Source organism: Treponema sp. Marseille-Q4132, from assembly GCF_014334835.1.
Classification (GTDB): Bacteria; Spirochaetota; Spirochaetia; order Treponematales; family Treponemataceae; genus Treponema_D; species Treponema_D paredis.
Window position 1 is genome coordinate 129040 of the sequence record NZ_CP060591.1, and the last position, 19907, is coordinate 148946.

Annotated in this window: 17 protein-coding genes and 2 tRNA genes; 8 read left to right on the forward strand and 11 right to left on the reverse strand. The window is 50.2% G+C overall.

Annotation, left to right across the window (positions count from 1 at the left end):
* Positions 1 to 64: 64 nt before the first annotated feature.
* From H9I35_RS00550 to H9I35_RS00565, 4 genes are all read right to left on the reverse strand, one after another.
* Positions 65 to 2203, reverse strand: a complete 2139-nt coding sequence (locus tag H9I35_RS00550) for a methyl-accepting chemotaxis protein (protein WP_187419738.1) — start codon at positions 2201 to 2203, stop codon at positions 65 to 67.
* Between the two features lie 112 nt (positions 2204 to 2315).
* On the reverse strand, positions 2316 to 3635 hold the full coding sequence (locus H9I35_RS00555; protein ID WP_187419739.1) for an ABC transporter substrate-binding protein: 1320 nt from the start codon (positions 3633 to 3635) through the stop codon (positions 2316 to 2318).
* Positions 3636 to 3805: 170 nt separating this feature from the next.
* A tRNA-Pro gene (locus tag H9I35_RS00560) sits at positions 3806 to 3878 on the reverse strand.
* A 54-nt stretch (positions 3879 to 3932) separates the two neighbouring features.
* Positions 3933 to 4006: transfer RNA gene (locus H9I35_RS00565), tRNA-Asp, on the reverse strand.
* 152 nt (positions 4007 to 4158) lie between these two features.
* Here H9I35_RS00565 and H9I35_RS00570 point away from each other — a divergent pair.
* Together H9I35_RS00570 and H9I35_RS00575 are read left to right on the forward strand one after the other, a co-directional pair.
* Positions 4159 to 4944: a threonine/serine exporter family protein gene (locus tag H9I35_RS00570; protein WP_187419740.1), complete on the forward strand. Its 786-nt coding sequence runs from the start codon at positions 4159 to 4161 to the stop codon at positions 4942 to 4944.
* Positions 4941 to 5399 carry a threonine/serine exporter family protein gene (locus H9I35_RS00575; RefSeq protein WP_187419741.1) on the forward strand — a complete coding sequence of 153 codons (459 nt, stop codon included), beginning with the start codon at positions 4941 to 4943 and terminating at the stop codon, positions 5397 to 5399. Before H9I35_RS00570 ends, H9I35_RS00575 begins: the two co-directional genes overlap by 4 nt.
* Positions 5400 to 5447: 48 nt before the next feature.
* On the opposite strand, the gene H9I35_RS00580 is transcribed toward H9I35_RS00575, so the two are convergent.
* The 5 genes from H9I35_RS00580 to H9I35_RS00600 all read right to left on the reverse strand — a co-directional run bounded on the left by H9I35_RS00580 (position 5448) and on the right by H9I35_RS00600 (position 10913).
* Positions 5448 to 7985, reverse strand: a complete 2538-nt coding sequence (locus tag H9I35_RS00580) for a penicillin-binding protein 1A (RefSeq protein WP_187419742.1) — start codon at positions 7983 to 7985, stop codon at positions 5448 to 5450.
* 264 nt (positions 7986 to 8249) lie between these two features.
* Complete coding sequence (locus H9I35_RS00585; RefSeq protein ID WP_187419743.1) at positions 8250 to 9236, reverse strand: PEGA domain-containing protein; 987 nt, start codon at positions 9234 to 9236, stop codon at positions 8250 to 8252.
* A complete protein-coding gene (locus tag H9I35_RS00590) occupies positions 9233 to 10270 on the reverse strand; it encodes a M23 family metallopeptidase (protein WP_187419744.1) in 1038 nt (345 codons plus the stop codon). Before H9I35_RS00590 ends, H9I35_RS00585 begins: the two co-directional genes overlap by 4 nt.
* Before the next feature lie 9 nt (positions 10271 to 10279).
* The gene (locus tag H9I35_RS00595; protein WP_187419745.1) at positions 10280 to 10663 is read right to left on the reverse strand and encodes a hypothetical protein; all 384 of its coding nucleotides are present in this window, start codon (positions 10661 to 10663) and stop codon (positions 10280 to 10282) included.
* Positions 10664 to 10739: 76 nt separating this feature from the next.
* Complete coding sequence (locus H9I35_RS00600; RefSeq protein ID WP_016519881.1) at positions 10740 to 10913, reverse strand: 4Fe-4S binding protein; 174 nt, start codon at positions 10911 to 10913, stop codon at positions 10740 to 10742.
* A gap of 142 nt (positions 10914 to 11055) precedes the next feature.
* Between H9I35_RS00600 and deoC the strand changes: the two genes are divergently transcribed.
* The gene (gene deoC / locus H9I35_RS00605) at positions 11056 to 11790 is read left to right on the forward strand and encodes a deoxyribose-phosphate aldolase (RefSeq protein ID WP_187419746.1); all 735 of its coding nucleotides are present in this window, start codon (positions 11056 to 11058) and stop codon (positions 11788 to 11790) included.
* A 92-nt stretch (positions 11791 to 11882) separates the two neighbouring features.
* Here the strand turns inward: deoC and rpiB are convergent, their stop codons facing one another.
* Positions 11883 to 12335, reverse strand: coding sequence for a ribose 5-phosphate isomerase B (gene rpiB, locus H9I35_RS00610; RefSeq protein WP_187419747.1), 453 nt, complete (start codon positions 12333 to 12335; stop codon positions 11883 to 11885).
* 35 nt (positions 12336 to 12370) lie between these two features.
* Positions 12371 to 13066 carry a lysoplasmalogenase family protein gene (locus H9I35_RS00615; protein WP_187419748.1) on the reverse strand — a complete coding sequence of 232 codons (696 nt, stop codon included), beginning with the start codon at positions 13064 to 13066 and terminating at the stop codon, positions 12371 to 12373.
* Between the two features lie 184 nt (positions 13067 to 13250).
* On the opposite strand from H9I35_RS00615, the gene H9I35_RS00620 reads away from it, so the two are divergent.
* The 5 genes from H9I35_RS00620 to H9I35_RS00640 all read left to right on the forward strand — a co-directional run bounded on the left by H9I35_RS00620 (position 13251) and on the right by H9I35_RS00640 (position 19906).
* Positions 13251 to 13484: an OadG family protein gene (locus tag H9I35_RS00620; RefSeq protein WP_187419749.1), complete on the forward strand. Its 234-nt coding sequence runs from the start codon at positions 13251 to 13253 to the stop codon at positions 13482 to 13484.
* 18 nt (positions 13485 to 13502) lie between these two features.
* Positions 13503 to 15578: a sodium-extruding oxaloacetate decarboxylase subunit alpha gene (gene oadA, locus H9I35_RS00625; protein WP_187419750.1), complete on the forward strand. Its 2076-nt coding sequence runs from the start codon at positions 13503 to 13505 to the stop codon at positions 15576 to 15578.
* 11 nt (positions 15579 to 15589) lie between these two features.
* On the forward strand, positions 15590 to 17020 hold the full coding sequence (locus tag H9I35_RS00630) for a sodium ion-translocating decarboxylase subunit beta (protein ID WP_187419751.1): 1431 nt from the start codon (positions 15590 to 15592) through the stop codon (positions 17018 to 17020).
* Between the two features lie 142 nt (positions 17021 to 17162).
* A complete protein-coding gene (locus tag H9I35_RS00635) occupies positions 17163 to 17987 on the forward strand; it encodes a TspO/MBR family protein (protein ID WP_187419752.1) in 825 nt (274 codons plus the stop codon).
* Between the two features lie 107 nt (positions 17988 to 18094).
* Positions 18095 to 19906 carry an ABC transporter substrate-binding protein gene (locus tag H9I35_RS00640; protein ID WP_187419753.1) on the forward strand — a complete coding sequence of 604 codons (1812 nt, stop codon included), beginning with the start codon at positions 18095 to 18097 and terminating at the stop codon, positions 19904 to 19906.
* Position 19907: the final 1 nt, after the last annotated feature.

A 19907-nucleotide genomic window follows, 5' to 3' on the forward strand; every position in this document is an offset into this window, starting at 1 on the left:
GCGGTAAAAGACCGCAAAATCGGAGCGCATGCCATGTAGTTCAGGTCCGTTTTAAAAAACGGTTTCAATAGTCTTCCGACGTCTGCGTTTTAAACTTGCCGACTTCGGTGACGAGACTGTCGATCGAATCTTTATTTTTTGCCGCGATTTCAAGAGATTCCTGTGTCGCCGAGTTGATAAGATCGACTTGCGATTCGATGGAATCCATCGTTTTGCGCAAAACGCGCGTGAGCTCGTCGAGCTGCGTCGCTTGTGTTAGAATATTTTCGCTGCTCGCGAGCATTTCCGCAGAATTGTATTTTACGCCGTTCGTTATGGAACCGACATTTTTTATCATGTCGCGGACGCTCGAACTGTTTTCTTCCTGCTTATCCATCACTTTGACGACGCTTTCGATGGCGTAATGAATTTCATTTGAATAGTCGGAAATATAGTTGAATTTTTCAACCGCACCCGATGCCGAAGATGCAAGCAGTTCGATTTCATCGATGATGTTTCTGAGCGTCGTCGAGATTTTTTTACCCTGTGCGCTCGAGTTTTCGGCGAGTTTTCGGATTTCCGCCGCGACGACGGCAAATCCTTTTCCCGATTTTCCCGCATGCGCGGCTTCGATTGCGGCATTCATAGCCAAAAGGTTTGTCTGGTTTGCGATATTTTGGATAACGGCGCTCGCTTCGATCAGACTGCCCGACGCTTCGGAAATCCGCTGCGATATGTTGTTCGCCTGCGTAAGCGTTTCGCGTCCGGAGTCCGTTGCGGATGCGAGGTTTTGCATCGTGTTTTGTGCGCCCTTTATATTTTCTTCAACCGAGCTTACGAACTTCGTCATGCCGTCAAGCGAGGAAGTCGATCTTTCAACGACGGACAGCTGTCGGTCGATGCTTTCGTGCAAGGCTCTGATGGATTTGATGACTTCTTCGATCGCCGACGCGGTTTCGGAAACGCTTTTTTCCTGTTCGGTAAAATGTCCGCGAAGCTCTTCAATGCTGTCGGTAATCGCCTTTACGAATTCGCTTACGGACACCATATTGCTTTCAAGATCGGATCCGACGGTTTTCATTTCCGATGAACCGACGCTTACGGTTTTTATCGCGTTTCTGACTTTGAATATGGTTTCGTTAAAGTATGTCGAAAGCATTCCGGTTTCGTCTCTTCCGATAACCGGCAGATTTATAGTGAGGTCTCCTTCTCCCTGAGAAATATTGCGCAGAGCGTCGATCATCAAATTGAGCGGTTTTACGATATTGCGCGCTATAAAAAATCCGATGACGGATGCGATAAGGAGCAGGATAACCGAAATGAGGATAAAGGTTCGGATAAGCATCGTTATGTCTTCGGCGATGAATTCGGAAACCGGCGCCATGATAAGCAGCGTCCAGCCGGAATAGCGCATGGACGATACCGCCGAAATATAGCGCGTATGGTTTATTTCGGAGATGCTTACGCGCGATTTTCCGGAACTCAATGCGTTTCGCAAAAATCCCTGAAATTCTTTGCTTTCGTGTTCGAATACTTCGGTAAAAATATCTTTATATAATATTTCCGGCTGTCTGTTTCCGAGTACGATGCCTTCGGGACTGATTAAATATGCCGATCCGGTTTTTCCGACGGTCATATCGCTTACGAGATTTGAAAGCGAACCGCCCAAAAGCTTTGCGCTCATGACTCCGGTAATTTTTCCCTGAAGGTCGCGCAGAGGAATCGCGATCGTCGACACGTACATGCGTTCCGTTGCGGAAAAAACGGGCTCGGTGATAACGTACTTGCCGGTCAGCGCATCGCGGAACCACGCTTCGGCCGAAATATTTTCGGTTTTATTGTCGGTACGGTAGAGGATGCCGTTTTTTCCTCCGATGCCGAAATTGATCCAACCGCGCTGGCGCTGCATTTGAATTTCATTTTTTAATAATTCGATTTTTGCCCGATACGAAAGAGAGTCTTCCTGAATGTCGGGAATATTCGAAAAGGCTTCCAATTTTTCGAACATCGCTTTCGAGCGTTCGTCAAGCACTTTGGAAGAGCTGAATACCAATTCTTTGAGAAAGTAGCGTGTATTGCTCATGAGTGAAAAAGAGGCGAGCGCTATAGAGGCGATACATGAAATAACGGCGATTGAAAGAGAAAAAAACGCAAACGCCGCTATCATTTTATTTTTGATTGAAAATATTTTATTTCCTTTTTCGTCTGAAGAAATGTGCTTCATATCCCTTCCTTAATGCCGCAACCGTGCGCATTCGCGCACCTGTATATGAGCGAGTTTTCTAAAGAAAACTCGAAGTTAACAGAGCCGCGCAATTTAAGCGGTTCTGTTGATCCTATTTTTTTAGAGTTTCATCGGCGTTTTTGACAAACATATTCAGTACGCTCTGTATGTTTTTTCCCGTCGATGCGCTTTTCAGAGCCGCATTCCAATAGCCGCGCATTTCCGCAAATCCCGTGATATTGTTGTAGTACTGCCCGAAAAATTTTTGCAGCACCGAATTGTACAGAATTTCGGGATCGTCGGTTCGGATTTCGATTTTTGAAGTGACGGGAAAACCTCCGGTCGCCTCGACAAGTTTCGGCGCCCATACTTCATCGGTCGCCATAAAATGTAAAAATCTTTTGGCCGCTTCGATTTTATTTTGATTTTTATTTTTAAAAATGCATGCGCCGCCGACGATGAATTCGAGCGACGGAGCGCCGGAATTATTCGGAAACGGCATATAAATCGGCGTAAAATCTTTGCCGCGGTATTTGCGGTTTCCGTCATTCATTTTATTCAGCTGCGGCGAATAGAGAATCGTGTGTGCGGCATCGGATGCGACGAACATGGCGATGGCGTCGTTCGACGTAAGTCCCGCTCCGTCGAGCAGCAAACCTTCCTGCATCGCCCGTGCCGTCCACTCCAAATTTTTTACGGCTTGGGGAGTATTGAACGTATAGCGGGAATAATCGTTATTTAAAAGCGACACGTCGCCGAAAAGATTGACCAAAAAAGCCCGCGTACCCTGATCGCCGCCTTGAGTTTTATAGTAGAATACGCCGGGTGTTTTGCCTTTCGGCAATTTCGCTTTGAGCGCGCGCAAAAGGTTTTCATATTCCGCGACTGTCCACTGACGGTCCCGCCGAGTGTAGGGCAAAAGCGGGAGAATGCCCAAGTCTTCGAGCATCTCTTTATTGAACGCCATTGAAAAGGGACTTTCGTGCATCGGATACATATATGTGCGCAAATCTTTGCCTGCGGAAACCGCAAGCATACCCGTCATGATATAGGGCTTTTCCGTTGCGAGCACGTCGTCGAGAGGCTCAAGCAAACCTTCGTCAGCCCATGTGATGATGCGGCCGGGAGCGTCGTATACGATATCGGGAACATTGCCGGAGGCGATCGCCTGTTTGATTTTATCGGCTCCGTCGATATAACTGAGCGGCGTAAAACGCACGTTGATCGACGGATTTTCTTTTTGGAAAGCGGCGATAAGTTCTTTTTCGAAATCGCCCTGAATACCCGTTTCCGAAGTGAAGTTGGGGAATGACCAAAAGTCGATGTCCGCCGCGACGGAATCGGTTTTTCGATTCATACAACCCGCTAAAAGCGATACGCACACGATGATCGCACTGTGCTTCAGCAAAAGTCCCCATCGCCCTTTGTTCATAAACACTCCTAAGCTGCGCAATGTTTTTTGTATTAATTATGCAGATGTATAAATATCAATAATAGTACCGACTAAAGGAGAGTCTGTCAATCTTTAAAATGAATTTATTTGTTTTGTTTAAAATCCGTACAAGACGGAGTATTGAAGAAAATGCGGTAAAGAATCAGCAGTCGGGCAAGGCGGATTTGAACCGCCGACCTCTTGGTCCCGAACCAAGCGCGCTACCACCTGCGCTATTGCCCGTTCGTCGTTTTTTCCGGCGTGAAAAAAATACCCATTCCTTGGAATGGGTCGTTACGGGAGCGACGGGGCTCGAACCCGCGATCTCCGGCGTGACAGGCCAGCGCGATAACCAGCTTCGCTACGCCCCCGTGATTTGAACACTATAGCATAATTTTATTTTTTATGTCAAGTATCGTGAAAAAAAACGGGCGAAATTCGAAACGGTGTCGAGCGTAATACCGTATAAACGCTCTCCGTTTTTTCATATACAAACGGCCGGCACCCTGTTATAATCGGCGATATGAATCGCATCGATGTGGACGACATACAGCAGATCGCTTCCGCCGCAGGAGCGGTCGTACTTGAAAACGGCGGGGAAACTTATCGTGCGGAAAAAACGGTTGTGCGGACGGCTGCGGCTCTCGGCGCGATCGAGCCTTCTTCGTTTATAACAACGACGGTCGTTATGGTTTCGTTTCTCGACGAAAAGCGAAAGCATTATTCGTATTTCAAACGCATATACAAGCGCAATATCAATCTCAATAAATTGACGATGATCAACAGTCTGTCGCGCGCTCTCGAGCGGAGAAAACGCGTTTTGGACGCTGCGTTTATCGAGCGGCGCATCGCACATATCGGCGATGCGAAAGAGTATTCGGCAGCCTTTATCATCGCTTCCGCCGCGTTCAGCTCTTTTTTCTTTACGCTGCTTTTCGGCGGAACCGTACTCGATGCGCTGTGCGCGCTCGTTATCGGCGGTATCCTCCGTGCTGCGATCCGTCTTCTCGGAAAAAGCACGGTCAATAATTTTTTTGTTTCGCTGTGTGCGGGTTCTGCCGCTTCGATTATGACGGATATTCTCGGCATTACGCCGATCCCCCTTCATTCGTCCGTCGTCATCATCGGCGTGCTCATGCAAGTCGTCCCCGGTCTTGCCCTCGTCAATGCGATACGCGACAGCATTGCAGGCGATTTCGTCGCAGGAACTTCGCGTCTGGTCGATGCGCTTTTGACGGCTCTCGCACTTTCGGTAGGGGGTACCGCCGGCTTATTTGTGACACATGCGATACAAGGAGGGATGCAATGACTGCAAAAATCACGCTTGAAATTTTCTGGGCATTCGGAGCGTCCGCTTGCTGTGCCTTTTACTTTAATGCGGAAAAAAAAGACGCGCTTATCGCTTCTGCGCTTGCGGGTGTCGGTTGGTTTTTGTTTTGCGTGTTTAAGATAAACGGCGCACACGAATCGTTCGGATGCTTTTGCGCTTCGTGTGCGGTTGCCTCCGGTGCGGAAGCGTTTGCGGTGATCGTAAAGCGGCCTGCGACCGTTTATCTCGTACCGGGGATCATTCCCCTCGTACCCGGAGGCGGCGTGTTTTTGATGATGAGGAGCGCAGTGCAAGGGGATTTTTCCGCGTCCCTTTCATACGGTTACGGCGCGCTCGGTGCGGCGATCGCAATTGCGCTCGGTATCGCAATTGCATCCTCGGTTGCAAGAACCGTGAGAGCTGCGATCGCAAAACATCGCGGAGTGCATCGATAAAAGATTTCGGTCAATCGATTTTATTTTCAAAGCGTCGGATATACGCCGTCATTCCATAAGGTAATTGTAATCCGCGCCGGAATCTGCGGCATCGTCTTCCGTTTGTTTTCCGCTTCCGCCGTCGAAAAGGTCGGACGGAATCGTCAGCGGGGATGTGTCGTAGGCATGATCATAGCCGAATCCCGATTTGTACATTTCCTTTTGCAGCCGGTCTATAAATACGGCGGTCGCGTTTTTATCCGAATGAATCGTACAGATTTCCGTCGGTGCGGTTCCTTCGAGGAACCACTGCGTCGTTATGTGGTTGCCGCATTCGGGCGTCGGCAAGAGTCCGCTTTCGGTGCAGACCGTCGCGCGGATAACGCCCGATGCGGGAACGGGAAAATCTTTTGACGGAAGATCTTTGTGAATTGCGCCCATAAAGTCGCCCATCGCGGGACCGGCAAGTGAGGCTCCGGTTATGTTGAGTCCGAGCGAATTGCCGCGCTTATCGAAGCCAAACCAAAATGCCGACGTGTAATACGGACTGAAAGCGATCGTCCACGCGTCCGCCCAGTTTTGCGTCGTTCCCGTTTTGCCCGCGAGCGGTATCGCATAGGATTTCCCGCTTTCCGTTTTATATGAAAGCTTCGCTCCCTGTCCCGCGAGCGTTCCGCTTTTTACGGTATTGGTCAAAAGCTGCGTCATAACGTATGCGGTTTGGGGCGAAAGAATTTGCGCAGCACTGCCTTTTTGCTGCTGAGCCAAAAGGATATCGCGTTCTGGGTTCAATATGACGTTTCCGTTTCTGTCTTCGACCGTACGGATCGCCATAGGTATGACTTCTTTTCCGCCGTTTGCAAATATCGCAAATGCGCGCGCCATTTCGATCGGCCGCACGTCGCAGACGCCGAGACCGAAAGGATAGACGGGGATAAAGCTGCGCTCGCGGTATTCTTTTTGCGGAATGCCCAGCAGTTTTGCCGCCCTGTCGATTGCGGCGTCGAAGCCGACGGCATCGAGTATTTTTATGGAAGGTACGTTCATCGAATGGGCGAGCGCGTACCACAGTTGGACATTGCCTCGATAGACGCCTTTGAAATTCTGCGGAATGTAGGGAGTTCCGTCGGATTTATGAAAAACGGTCGGCGTATCGGATATAATTGTCGCGGCCGTAAATTTTTTCGAATCGATCGCCGCCGAATAGTAAAGCGGTTTGAATGTGGAACCGGGCTGGAAGCGCGACTGGACGGCGCGGATAAATTGATTGCTTTGTCCGTATTGACTGCCGCCGACGAGAGCCGTGATATAGCCCGTATCGTTTTCGATCGCGATCATCGTTCCTTCGATCGTCGTCCGCTCGCTTTCCGCCTGCGAAATTTTCGTCGCATTGTTGACGATCTGCATTTTCAAATCTTCAAGTCCGAACATGAGGGAGCAGGTGTCGAGTACGGGATTGATCTGATCGACAAACGCTCCGTTCGCCGTTTTTTGTGCGCGTTCGGCCGAAAGCTTTATACCCGGCAGATCGAAGGTGAGTGCGATGAGTTCGGAAAGGGGGACGTAGGGGCTGAATGTCGTTACCGCCCTGTTTCCCTGTTCCCGCCGCCACATTCGGTTCGCCTGCGAAATGTATTTGTCCATAACCGCCTGCGCCGCCGCCTGATGCGAGAGATCGAGGGTCGTATTGACGGTAAAGCCGCTCGTGTAGATATCTTCCGAACCGTAGATCATATTGCCGAGTTCGCGCCGCACGTATTCGCTGAACCACGGTGCTTTATCGTCCCTTGTAAAATATGCCGATGCGCTCGTTCTCGTATAATCGAAATTCGCCCAGTACTCGTCGAAAGATTCGTCGGCGTCCGCCTTTGTGATGTAGCCGCCGTTTACCATGGAAGCGAGGACGTCGCGCTGACGGTCCATCGCTCTGTTGGGATGATCGAAAGGATTGTAGTACGCGGGATTCGACAGCTGGATGACGAGAATCGCGGCTTCTGCCGGAGTGATTTTGGTCGCGTCGTGTCCGAAATAATATTTCGATGCGGCATTGACGCCGTAAGTGCCGCCGCCGAAGTAGATGCGGTTGAGATATGTTTCGAGAATTTCGTTTTTGGAGAGCCTTCTCTCCATCTGCATCGCCCACCACAGCTCTTTGATCTTTCGCTTTATGCTTCTGTCGGAGCGGTCGCAGTAGAGCGTTCCCGCAATCTGCTGCGTCAAAGTCGAACCGCCGCCGAGACCCAAATGCAGCGCCTGTCCGATTACGGCGCGCACGATCGCCTTTGCAGAATAGCCGCGGTGTTTGTAAAAGACGCGGTCTTCGCGCGTAAGAAGCGTATTTACTACGAGGCGCGGCAAGCGCTCGAAACTGATGATTTCGCGCTTTTCGTCGGATGCAAGCTCCGTAATGAGTTCGCCGTTTATGTCGAGGAGTTTTGTCGGCAGCGCCGTTTCGAATTCGGTGATGTATTCGGTGTTTTTAATGTTGATCGTTTCGGACAATGCCCAGCCGAGCGTTCCGCCTGTCACGAGTGCAAAAAATGCGAGCAGTGCAATCTCTATAATTGTCGATTTTTTAATCGAACCGGTAATTGTATTTCGTATCATACGCGTCAATACGGGTATAGTAGCCCGAATAGCGTATTTTGTAAATCACCCGATTTTAAGGAACCGTATTCATGCATCGATCTGAATAAAAAAGGAGCCGGTACGCAAACGCATATCGGCTCCAATGCCCATCAGGCAATCGGGGACATGGGTGGGAGGGGAAATGCCCCCGATATATATAATATCGACTTAAACGACGAAAAAGAACAGCGGATTTTAAAAAAATACCGCATTTTTTGCTTTTGACGCAGGGGCGATACGCGCTTAGTCTTCGCTTATCTTCAAATCGACTGCGACCGAAGCCGTATAGGATTTTCCTTTTTGCGCGTTGATCGTACGCACGATTTCGTAATCGCCCATGACGAAACGCACCGTATGTTCGCCTTCGGAAATCTCGAACGCTTTACCGAATCCGCCGCATTTTTGCCCGTCGACGTATACCGAAGCATTGTCGGGAGAAGCGACGGTAAGCGTCGGAACGAGGCTTTTGAGCGCAATCGCAAGCTCCGTCGTTTTCGCCTGATCGATGCGCACGGTACGCATTTCACTGCGGTAAAAATCGGATACGATATTTACGTCGTGCGTACCCGGCGAAAGTGTATATCCGTTCGTATCGGCTGCAGTTTTATTTCCGTCGATAAAAATCGTATAAGGAGAAGTTTCTCCCGTCAAAGCGGCGACGGAAATACACAGCTTTCCTTTATTTATTAAAATCGGTTTTACGCTAATCTTCAATTCCGCATTGATCGTTTCGTCCGGAATGCCTTTCATGGCCGGCTGCAGACGCACGAAGACGAAGCCCCGCTTCGTGTCGGGAACGAGGGCAAGTTTTGTTTCGTATGCGCTTTCTTTAAACGATACCGATGCCGAAAGCGGGATCCGGATGATCCATGAAAGCCTGGTCGGAAGCGGTTTGACAAACGAGCGCGTTCCGCCGTAATCGATTTGAGAAGAGGAGGGGCGGGGCGTTATATTGTCGTAGAGGGAAAGAGCGACCGAATCCTGCCATGCGGCGACCGCTTCGGGTATTGCAATTTTTATTTCGATGCCTTCAAGCCAGCTCCTGTCGTCCGGTAAAAAAATTGCGATACCGTCGTTGATGCCCGTTACGAAAGTCTGTTCGTTTTGTACCGTACCGGTGAGCTTTAGAGGAAAAAGTTTTCGTACTCGGAATGTTTCTGAAAAAAGCGGAGATGCGGCACATAAAAGTGAAAAGACAATAATTTTACTGCAGATACCCTGTGTTTTCATCGTCCCTGCCTGACGCCGTAATCCGGCAAAAGACCGCGGGGGTCGGTCGAAACGCCGTTTATACGTATTTCGAAATGGAGGTGCGGTCCCGTCGCAGCTCCCGTTTTTCCCACTCGTCCGATTCGCGCTCTGCCTGTAACGATGTCGCCTTCGCGTACGAATACGTCCGAAAGGTGCGCGTAGATACTCGTCATACCCTTGTCGTGTTTAAGTACGACGTAATTTCCGTATATCGGATCGCCCTTCGTACATCGTATGACGCTTCCGCTTTTGCACGAATACACGAGCGCTCCTTCAGCGGCCGCCAAATCGATACCGCGGTGAAAACGCATTTCGCCGGACAGAGGACTCATCCTCATGCCGTATGCGGAGGAAAGCCACGAAGCGTCGAGCGGCATTTTAAAATCCGCGTCGAGAAAGTATGCGCGCTCGGTCGAGCCGAAACGCTCTCCGTGCAGAAAATAAAAACGTCTGCCGTTTATACTATACCACTCTTTCGTCAAATTTTCCATAACCGGAAAATATTTTTTTTCTATTAAAATTTCGATGGACGATTCCGGCGTTTCCGGAACGAATAAGCCTGCGTCGGTCGGAAGAATTATCGTTTTGCCTTCGGTCATGCCGCCTATATTTTCGATACCGTTTACAGTCGCTATCGTTTCATAGGGGATAGAACAGGCTGCCGCTACGGTAAAAAGCGTATCGTCCGCCGTCGGCGTGTACGTATAAAACTGTACGCTTTTTATTTTTCCCGCAGCTGCACGTTTATAGTTTTCTTCGACGTCGGCGCCGTATTGTTTAAAAACGTCGTCGTACGACGAAAGCCGCGGAATGCGCGGAAGCTTTTCCGTTTGCAGCGTGATGCTCTTCCGTACGGATGACGGAGAACTTTGTACGGTCTTTGAAACCGATATGTGCCGGTCGTTTACGATTGTTTGTACATTTTTATTTTGCAGCGCATATACTTTTCGGGGCTGCGCAAAAAAAAGAGGAACGAGGACTGCCGTAAAAAAAAGACGGCGCAGCTTTTGCATGGCCGAGACTTATTGTCCGTCCTGCAAGAGGCGAGAGCAGATAATACAGAGTACGGGGATGATGATAACGACGGGAATCGCGATAAAGCGCGCGCCGGCAAATACGAGCGCGATCGAAGCCGTAAGCCCCGATGCGATGATGACGATGCGGAGTACGAAACAGAGTGTCCGTTTCCACGTCGATTTTTTTACCGCCGCGGCAATTTTATAAAGAATATATCCGCCTGAAAAGACGAGAACGAGCGCCGTGTAGAGCGACGGGAGCGAAGTTGCAAAGCGCCACAACGGAAGCGTAAGGACAAAACCTGCGAGCGCACATGCGGCTATAAGGCCAAGCGCTTTTGCCGCCTGTGAAAACGCTCCCGCTATATAAGAAAAAAAATGTTTTGCCATAGTTTTCCGTAAAAAGAGGGACGCAGGCAAAGCGATTTCCGTTTCGCCACACGTCCCTGTTTCAAAGCGATAAAATTTACACTTCCGAAATCGCCGACGTCGGGCATTCGCCTGCGCAGGTTCCGCAGCTGATGCATTTTTCTTCATCGATGATGCGGGCGTTATCCGCTTCCGATATTGCGCCGACCGGACAATCGGGTTCGCAGGTTCCGCAGTTTACGCACTGCGATTTGTTGATTCTGTACGCCATAAGTGTTCTCCTGTTATAGCTTGAGTTTTTTATGCGCCGTAACACGGCACGAGCCACGTATAAAATAATACACTATTGCCGAAAACCGCGCAAGACCGTTATACTGTATTCGTTATAAATTGATTATTTGGCAGGGGTGATTATGAAAAAAGAAACTGTTGCATCTATGATAGACCACACGCTTTTGGCGCCGGAAGCGGGAATCGAAAAAATCCGCGAACTCTGCGCGGATGCAAGAAAATATCGTTTTGCATCGGTATGCGTAAACCCCGTCCATGTACGGCTGTCGGCTTCCGAACTCGCAGGTTCGACCGTCCGCGTCTGTACCGTCATCGGTTTTCCCCTCGGTGCGAATGCAAGCGCCGTCAAAGCTTTTGAAACCGACCAGGCGATCGCGGACGGAGCGGATGAAGTTGATATGGTAATCGATATCGGTGCTGCAAAGGACGGCCGTTTCGAAGACGTGGAAGCGGACATCAAAGCCGTCACCGATTCGGCGCGGAATGCCGCAAAAAAAGCGGGAAAGAGCGTCGTCGTTAAAGTGATTCTCGAAACCTGCTTTCTTTCCGATGAAGAGATCGTTTCGTGCTGTACCTCTGCGGTAAAAGCCGGAGCCGATTTTGTAAAAACATCGACGGGTTTTGCAAATCCGAAAGGAGCCGACGGAAAGCCGCTTCCGAACGGCGCGACCTCTCATCACGTCGCTCTTATGCGGAAAACGGTCGGCACATCTTTCGGCGTAAAAGCGTCGGGAGGTATACGCTCGGCCGAAAAGGCTTTGGAGATGCTCTCGGCCGGTGCGAACAGGCTCGGAACATCGAGCGGCGTCAAAATCGTCGAAGATTGGGACGAAAGCGCTGCGGTAAAAGGCTGTTAAGCTGAAATCGAAAAAAGGGGCTGTCTTAAAAAGCGCTTACTTTTTCAACAGCCCCGTATCCTTTGTGTGATGCTTGAGAAAAGGCCGTAAAATTATCTGCGGTATTTTTCTTCTATGTCCGAAATCATCCGTACGCGGTCGGCATGGCGGCCGCCTTCGAATTTCGCATCGAAAAAAGAGTCCACGATCATCTTTGCCAACTCGGAACCTACGACGCGGGCACCCATCGCGATGATGTTGGCATCGTTGTGTTCGACGGTGAGCTTTGCCGTATAGGGTTCGCTGCACACCGCAGCCCTGATGCCCGGCACTTTGTTTGCGGCGAGCGAAATACCGACGCCCGTTCCGCAGATGAGAACGCCTTTTTCAACTTCATTCGATTTGATCGCTTCGGCGACTTTTAAACCGAACTCGGGGTAATTCACTCTCACATTGGGATCGGACGCGCCATAATCGACGCATTCGAATCCTCGGTTTTGCAGGTGTTCCATTAAAATACGCTTTAATTCGATCGCCGTGTGATCGCATCCGAAACCGATTTTCATATTGTCTCCTTAATAAAAATATATGATTTTTTTTATTATCCGTACGGCAGCACGCAGCCTGCGGCAAGCAGCGCCTGCGCCGTGATATACGTAAGCATAATAATAAAGCGCGAGTACGGAATATCTTTTTTGAATACGGTATACGATAGAACACCGTCCGATATGAAAAACAAAATCGATCCTGCCAAATAAAAAAGCGCTGCTTTTCCGTTTATGCCGCTGACGACGGCGTTGATCGCGGTAAAGTTCAGTGCGCACAATATGCCGCCGTAGGCTATGACGCCTCCTCCCATGACTCCCTTCGGTTTTCCGAGCAGTACGTATGTCGAAGCGAGTACGATACCGTAGCATATAAAACAGATAAGCGCAATGAAAAAAAACATTCGTCCGCCCCAAGCGTATGCCGATGTTCCGTTAGGAGAGAAGACATATTGTACAATCCAAAATATGTGACCTGCGAAAAACGAAAGTGCGCCGGCCATAAAACGTTTTTCGCTTACGGAAAGAAGCAATACGTCGCCGATGCACCCGAAACCGAGGGCGCAAAGCGTACATACGAACGCCGTTCGCGATTCGGGCAGGCGAGGGGCGAGAGCGAGTGCCGAAGTGAGCGCAAGCAGCGGCATTAAAAACACCTTTGTCGCATCGGCGGCTTTATTCCGTTTGAGCGCGCAAAATGCAAGATGTACGATACTTGCCGCGATAAATAAAATTAAACCGCAATATATCATAAATTCAGTATAGCACGAGTTTTCAAAAACGCAATATGTAAAAACGATTCGGAACGGAGCGGTTTTCAATTGCTCGGAAAGGCGATAGCCTGCTTGAAAAAAAGAGCGCTTTATTCTAAAATCGAAACAATCGTTTTTTTTAAATCAATAGGTATTGCGAGCGCAATACCGCGTTGGAGGAAATATGACAATAGCTGAAATGCTTCAGCAGAGCGGCATATTGACGCTGCTCGGAATGGGCGTTGTATTCTCTTTTCTTATTATCATGATTGCGTGCATGTACTTGCTTCACGTTGTACTCCGTGCGCTCAAACTGGATAAAGAAGAAAAAAAAGAAACCGCGCAATCTCCCGCACCTGCACCGGCGAGGCACGACGACGCGATTATCGCCGCGATCGCCGCCGCCGTTCACAAATAAATCATCAAGGAAAACACCATGGCAAAGAAAGTCCACATTACGGAACTCGTTTTACGCGACGCACATCAGTCGCTTTTGGCAACGCGCATGACAACTGCGGATATGCTTCCCGCATGTCCGATGATCGATAAAATCGGCTACTATTCCGCCGAAGCATGGGGAGGGGCGACCTACGATTCGTGCATCCGCTTTTTAAATGAAGATCCGTGGGAGCGCCTGCGCAAACTTCACGCGGCGATGCCCAACACGAAGATCATGATGCTGTTGCGCGGTCAAAATCTTTTGGGATACCGCCACTATGCCGACGACGTCGTCGATAAGTTCGTCGAAGCCGCCGCAAAAAACGGCATCGGCATTTTCCGCATTTTCGATGCGTGCAACGATCCTCGTAACCTCGAACGTTCGGCGAAAGCCGCAAAAAAAACCGGCAAACACGTGCAGATGGCGATTTCCTATGCGACGACGCCCTATCACACAAAAGAAGTGTACGCCGATTTGGCCAAGCGCTATGCCGAATTCGGCGCGGATTCGATCTGTATCAAAGATATGTCCGGTTTGTTAAAACCCTTTGAAGCCTACGACCTCGTAAAAGCGATCAAAGCGAAAGTCGATATGCCGATCGAAATTCACTCGCACTCGACGACGGGCTTGAGCGTTGCGACGCTTTTGAAAGCGTCGGAAGCGGGAGCCGATGTCCTCGATACGGCTATTTCTTCCATGGCGATGGGAACGTCCCACAGCCCGACGGAAACCGTCGTCGAAATGCTCAAAGGTTCCGAATACGACACTGGCCTCGACACGAAAGCGCTCCTCGAAATTGCGGCGTATTTCCGCGACGTGCGCGAACACTATGCGTCCCTCGAATCGAAATTCCACGGAGCGGATACGCGCATCCTCGTTTCGCAAGTACCGGGAGGCATGCTTTCGAACCTTGAAAACCAGCTGAAAGATCAGGGCGCGGCGGACAAAATCGATGACGTATTGAAAGAAATTCCGATCGTGCAAAAAGACGTGGGCTATGTGCCGCTCGTAACTCCGACAAGCCAAATCGTCGGTACGCAGGCGGTGTTCAACGTGCTTTTCGGACGCTATGCGCGCCTCACGCAGGAATTCCGCGATCTCCTTACCGGAAGATACGGAGCGACTCCCGCGGCGGTCAACGGCGATTTGCAAAAAGAAGCGCTCAAACAAAACAATATGGACTCAGTCGTTACGTGCCGCCCCGCCGATCTCATCGCAAACGAATGGGATAAATGCGTCGAAGATGCGAAAAAAGCGGGCGGAGACGGAAGCGACGAAGACGTTTTGACTTACGCGATGTTCCCGAAAGTCGCCGAAAAGTTTTTCAAAGAGCGCTCAAAGGGTCCGGTCGATGCGCAAAAAACTTTCGGCGCAAAACCCGCTTCCGAAAGCGCGCCTGCAAGCGCTCCGAAATCGGGATCGTACACGGTAACCGTAAACGGCACTCCCTACTCGGTTACGACGAGCGCGGGAAGCGATACCATCATTGTAAACGGTACGTCGTATAACGTTTCCTTCGGCGATGCCGCCCCCTCATCTGCGCCCGTATCCGCACCCGTCGTTACGGGCGGCGCGGATATCAAAGCGCCGGTTGCCGGAACGCTTTTGCGTTACGTGGCCCAAAACGGCGCCGAAGTAAAAAAAGGCGACACCGTTTTGATGATCGAATCGATGAAGATGGAACTCGAAGTAAAAGCTCCTGCCGACGGAAAGGTAAACTTTATCGTCCAGCCGGGCTCTCAGATTGCGGCGGGACAAGTTATCGCAAGTCTCGGAGGCACCGTCGCTGCGGCCCCGGCTCCCAAGCCCGCAGCAGCTCCTGCTCCGAAAGCGGCTCCCGTTTCTCCGGCCGCTTCGACGGGCGGAAAACCCGTAAACGCGCCGGTTGCCGGAACGCTTTTGCGCTATGAAGTCGCTGAAGGCGCTCAAGTAAAAGCCGATACGACGGTTATCATGATCGAGTCGATGAAGATGGAATTGGAAATCAAAGCAGGTGCGGCCGGCGCCGTTCACTTCCTCGTTCAGCCGGGTTCTCAGATTACGGCGGGTCAGGCGCTCGCTGAAATCAAATAAGGGAAGGCAGTATGAATACGACAAAACCCAGTACGCGGCACATCTTTATTACGCTCTTTTTGATGCTCGGCGTCGCATCGGTCTTTGCCCTTGTGCGCCCTGCAGCGTTTGCGCAAAACACGTATGAAGAGCACGCGTCGTTCCGCACGATAAATACCGCAAAGATTAAAAATTCCGAAGGTATCAAAAATATCGATGTCGGAACTTTTATCGAAAACATTTGGGAAAATACCGGCATCTACCAGATGATCCACACGAAAACCGTTGCTGAAAGGGCGGCGGAAAAGGCTGCCGCCGCCGCATCCGCGGCACAGCAGGCGAACGATCCCTTTGCGGGAGTTACGGTTCCCTCGTGGTACAGCCTCATCATGATCGCGATCGGATTTTTAATAATCTATCTCGGAGCTGCGCGAGGCTTCGAACCGCTTCTTTTGATTCCGATCGGTTTCGGCACCGTCTTCGCAAATATACTCGGAGCGGGCATGATAGAAGCGCCTCACGGTATGCTGCACATTATCTATACGGCGGGCGTCGGAAACGAGTTTTTCCCGATGCTCATCTTTATGGGGATCGGCGCCATGACGGACTTCGGTCCGCTCATCGCAAATCCGAAGACCGCGCTTCTCGGAGGAGCCGCACAGCTCGGCGTCTTTGCGACGATGTTCGGTGTCGCCCTTTTCAATTTGATTCCCGGCGTCGATTACAATATGCTGCAGGCCTGCGCCATTTCGATCATCGGAGGCGCGGACGGCCCGACGACGATCTACGTGGCGGGAAAACTCGCTCCCGAAATGATGGCGGTCGTCGCCGTCGCCGCGTATTCGTACATGGCGCTCGTGCCGCTCATCCAGCCGCCCATCATGAAACTGCTTACGACGAATCACGAGCGGCGCATTGCGATGCCGCAGCTCCGTCCCGTTTCGCGCACGGAAAAGATTCTCTTTCCGATCATGCTGCTCATCCTGACCATTTTACTTTTGCCGCCTGCAGCACCTCTTATCGGTATGCTCGCTTTCGGCAATTTTATTAAAGAAGTCGGTGTCGTCGAGCGCCTTTCCAAAACGGTACAAAATGAATTGATGAACATCGTTTCCATTTTGCTGTCGCTCGGCGTCGGTGCACAGATGACCCCCGAAAAGATCATCAATCGGGGATCGCTCGGTATCATTGCGCTCGGCCTCATCGCGTTTATCATCGCGACGATAGGCGGTCTTTTGATGGCGAAATTGATGAACGTCTTTTTACCGAAAGATAAAAAGATCAACCCGCTTATCGGATCCGCAGGCGTTTCCGCAGTTCCCATGGCCGCCCGCGTTTCGAATAAAGTCGGCATGGAATACGATCCGTCGAACTTCCTGCTCATGAATGCGATGGGACCGAACGTTTCAGGCGTTATCGGAACCGCGATCGCGGCCGGCGTCTTTATCGCAACGTACGGTTAAGATCGTGTGCGCCGCACCTGTATAAATTAATAATATCGGTTTTTGCCGATCGAAGGGGCTGTCGAAAAAGCTGACGCTTTTGGGCAGCCCTTTTGCTTTTGGGAAAAGCTTCAAAGGCGCGCAGTTTGTATGCGGGGCTCTCATGATAGTGTCGTATTTGTTTTTTGCATTTATCATTTTGTGTGTTCTATGCGGTACGATTATCCTCTTGGGAATCATGCTTTTTCGAAAAAACCGTATTGCCGGTATTATTACGATGATTCCGGGAATAACGCTTGCGATTTGTATGTTGTGTTTTACGGGAGAATTTATTTCCGACATCATAAAAGAAGTAAAACCCGAAATTTGGCCGATGACGGACGATGACAGATTTTATGAAGCGGTAACGGATTCTTCTACGGAAAAAATGGCGGATATGCTTGCAAGAGGACATAATCCGAACAAAATGTCGCGAAACGACGGATATAATCCATGGCCATATCATAATCCGCTCTGGATAGTAATTCAAGAAAAGGATACCGATGCCGCGTACGAAAAAGCCGAATTGTTGATTAAATACGGAGCCGATTTGAAAACGCGGCCTTTTGTCGCGCATGTCCTCTTTTCGTCGGTGATACGATCGGAAAAATTTCCCAATCTGCATTCTTCCCGTGCTTATTCGGGAATCGAAGAAAAAAAATTGATCCCTTGGTTGAAATTGCTTTTGGATAACGGAGCCGATATCGACGCGCGAGTGTACGGATGCGATATCGCTCTGTGGGATTGGAATTACAGGCGGCAGGCCAAAAGAAACGGATATACGGCATTGAATATTGCGATACGGGAAAATGCATTCGTCGTAGCGGATTTTCTTATAACGCACGGTGCTGTTTTTGATGAAAAAACGGATGAGTGCGTAGAAGCTGCGACAAAGCTCAGCGGTTCGAATGCGATGGAGCAATATATTTCCAGCTTGCTGCATAAATGATTGTTCTGCATTCAGGAAAACCTAAAAGATGTATAGTGCGCTTGAGGATACCTGCAGTCGGATCCCTCGCAAGTTGACGCGTTCTTTTCAATGTGCGACAATAAGCTATGAAGCGTATAGCGATATTTGCCGCGTCTTTGCTTTTCGTCTGTGCTTCGTGCACGCGCGTTCCCGAAATGACCGAAGAAGAAATCGATTCGGCGATCGGAGCGATGAACGGCGAAATGCTTTCGCACACTCGAGCGAAACCGTGGACGGGAGGCCCCTATGTTCCGGGAAGGGTGGGCGGTACGTGGTACGATTCGGTTATGACCGATCCGAAAACCTTCAATCACTATATCGCCGAACGCGATGTATCGTCGAGTTCCCTTATCGCGCAGACGACCGATTTTCTTTTCGATTACGATCCGACGCTTCGAAAGTGGTCGCCGCGCGCCGCCTCTTACGCGATCGACATCGACAAGCAAAAAGGAACGCTCACGCTGCACTGTACGCTCCGTGACGATATGTACTGGACCTATTACGATTCGCCTGAAAGGATTCCCGTTACGAGCGACGATGTCGTTTTTTGGTATGATGAAATTGCGGGCGACAAAGCCTTTCAAAGTTCAGGCTATCCGCAGCAGTTTATGACGATGGACGACGGTTCCGTCCGCCATATCGATATCGTAAAGATCGACGAAAAGCGTTTCGATTTTCTTTTCCCGCGCATCGTCGCCGAACCCCTCCTTGCAGTCAATATGAATATCTGTCCGTCTTTTATCTATCGTCCGGCAAAAGAGGCGGGCGGCGTCGATGCTGTAAAAAATCTTTTCAGTATCGCATCCTCCCCGCAATCTCTTCCTTCGGCGGGCAAGTGGTATATCGCAGAATATGCGCCCTCGCAGCGTATCGTACTCAAGCGCAATCCTCACTATTGGAATAAAGACGCAAACGGAATCTCGGAACCTTATCCCGAAGAAAAAGTTTTGCAGATCGTCGGAGATGAAAACACGGATTATCTTTTGTTCCGTCAGGGAAAAATCGAAACGTATCAGCTCCGTCCCGAAGACGTAAACGAAGCGGTCGCCGATCAAAGAGATTTTACGGTGTTCAATGCCGAGGGCTCGCTCGGATCTTCTCTGTGGTCGTTCAATCAAAATCCCGTAAACGAAGAAAAACCTTTTTATTCATGGTTTACGAAAAAGGAATTCCGTCAGGCGATGAGCTGTCTTTTAAACCGCGAGCGCATCATCGTGCAGACGTATCGGGGGCTTGCCGAACCGATGTATTATTTTTTCTCTCGTGCAAATCCGTACTACAATCCCGACATCACGCTCCGCTGGCGTTATGATGTCGACGAGGCAAAAAAATTATTAAAAAAATGCGGTATGGAAGAGAAGGGCGGCTTTCTCTATGATTCGAAAGGCGCTCTTGTCGAATTCGATTTGGCGATTCCGTCGACGAGTACGCTTGCAAACGATATCGCGCAGATCATCGCCGACGAATGCGCAAAGGCGGGCATAAAGGTAAACGTCCGCCAAGTCGATTTTCAAAAGCTCGTCGAATCTTTGACGGCAACTTACGATTGGCAGTCGGTGATCATCGCGCTCGGCACTCCTCTCTTCCCGTCGCAGGGGAGTAACGTATGGCCCTCGTCCGGAAATCTGCACTTGTGGCACCCGCTGCAAAAGTCTCCCGCAACCGAATGGGAAGCGCGTATCGACTATCTTTATAATAAAGGAAATTATACGATAGATCGGGAGGCTGCCTTTGCGGTTTGGAACGAATACCAGCGGATTTTGCTCGACGAGTGTCCCGTCATCTATCTCGTCCGTCCCCGCAGTTTTTTTGCGATTCGAAACCGATGGGATCAGTCGAACGTGTATTACGACAATCTGAACGGCGCGATGCTCGATTACGTTTTTTTAAAACAATAGG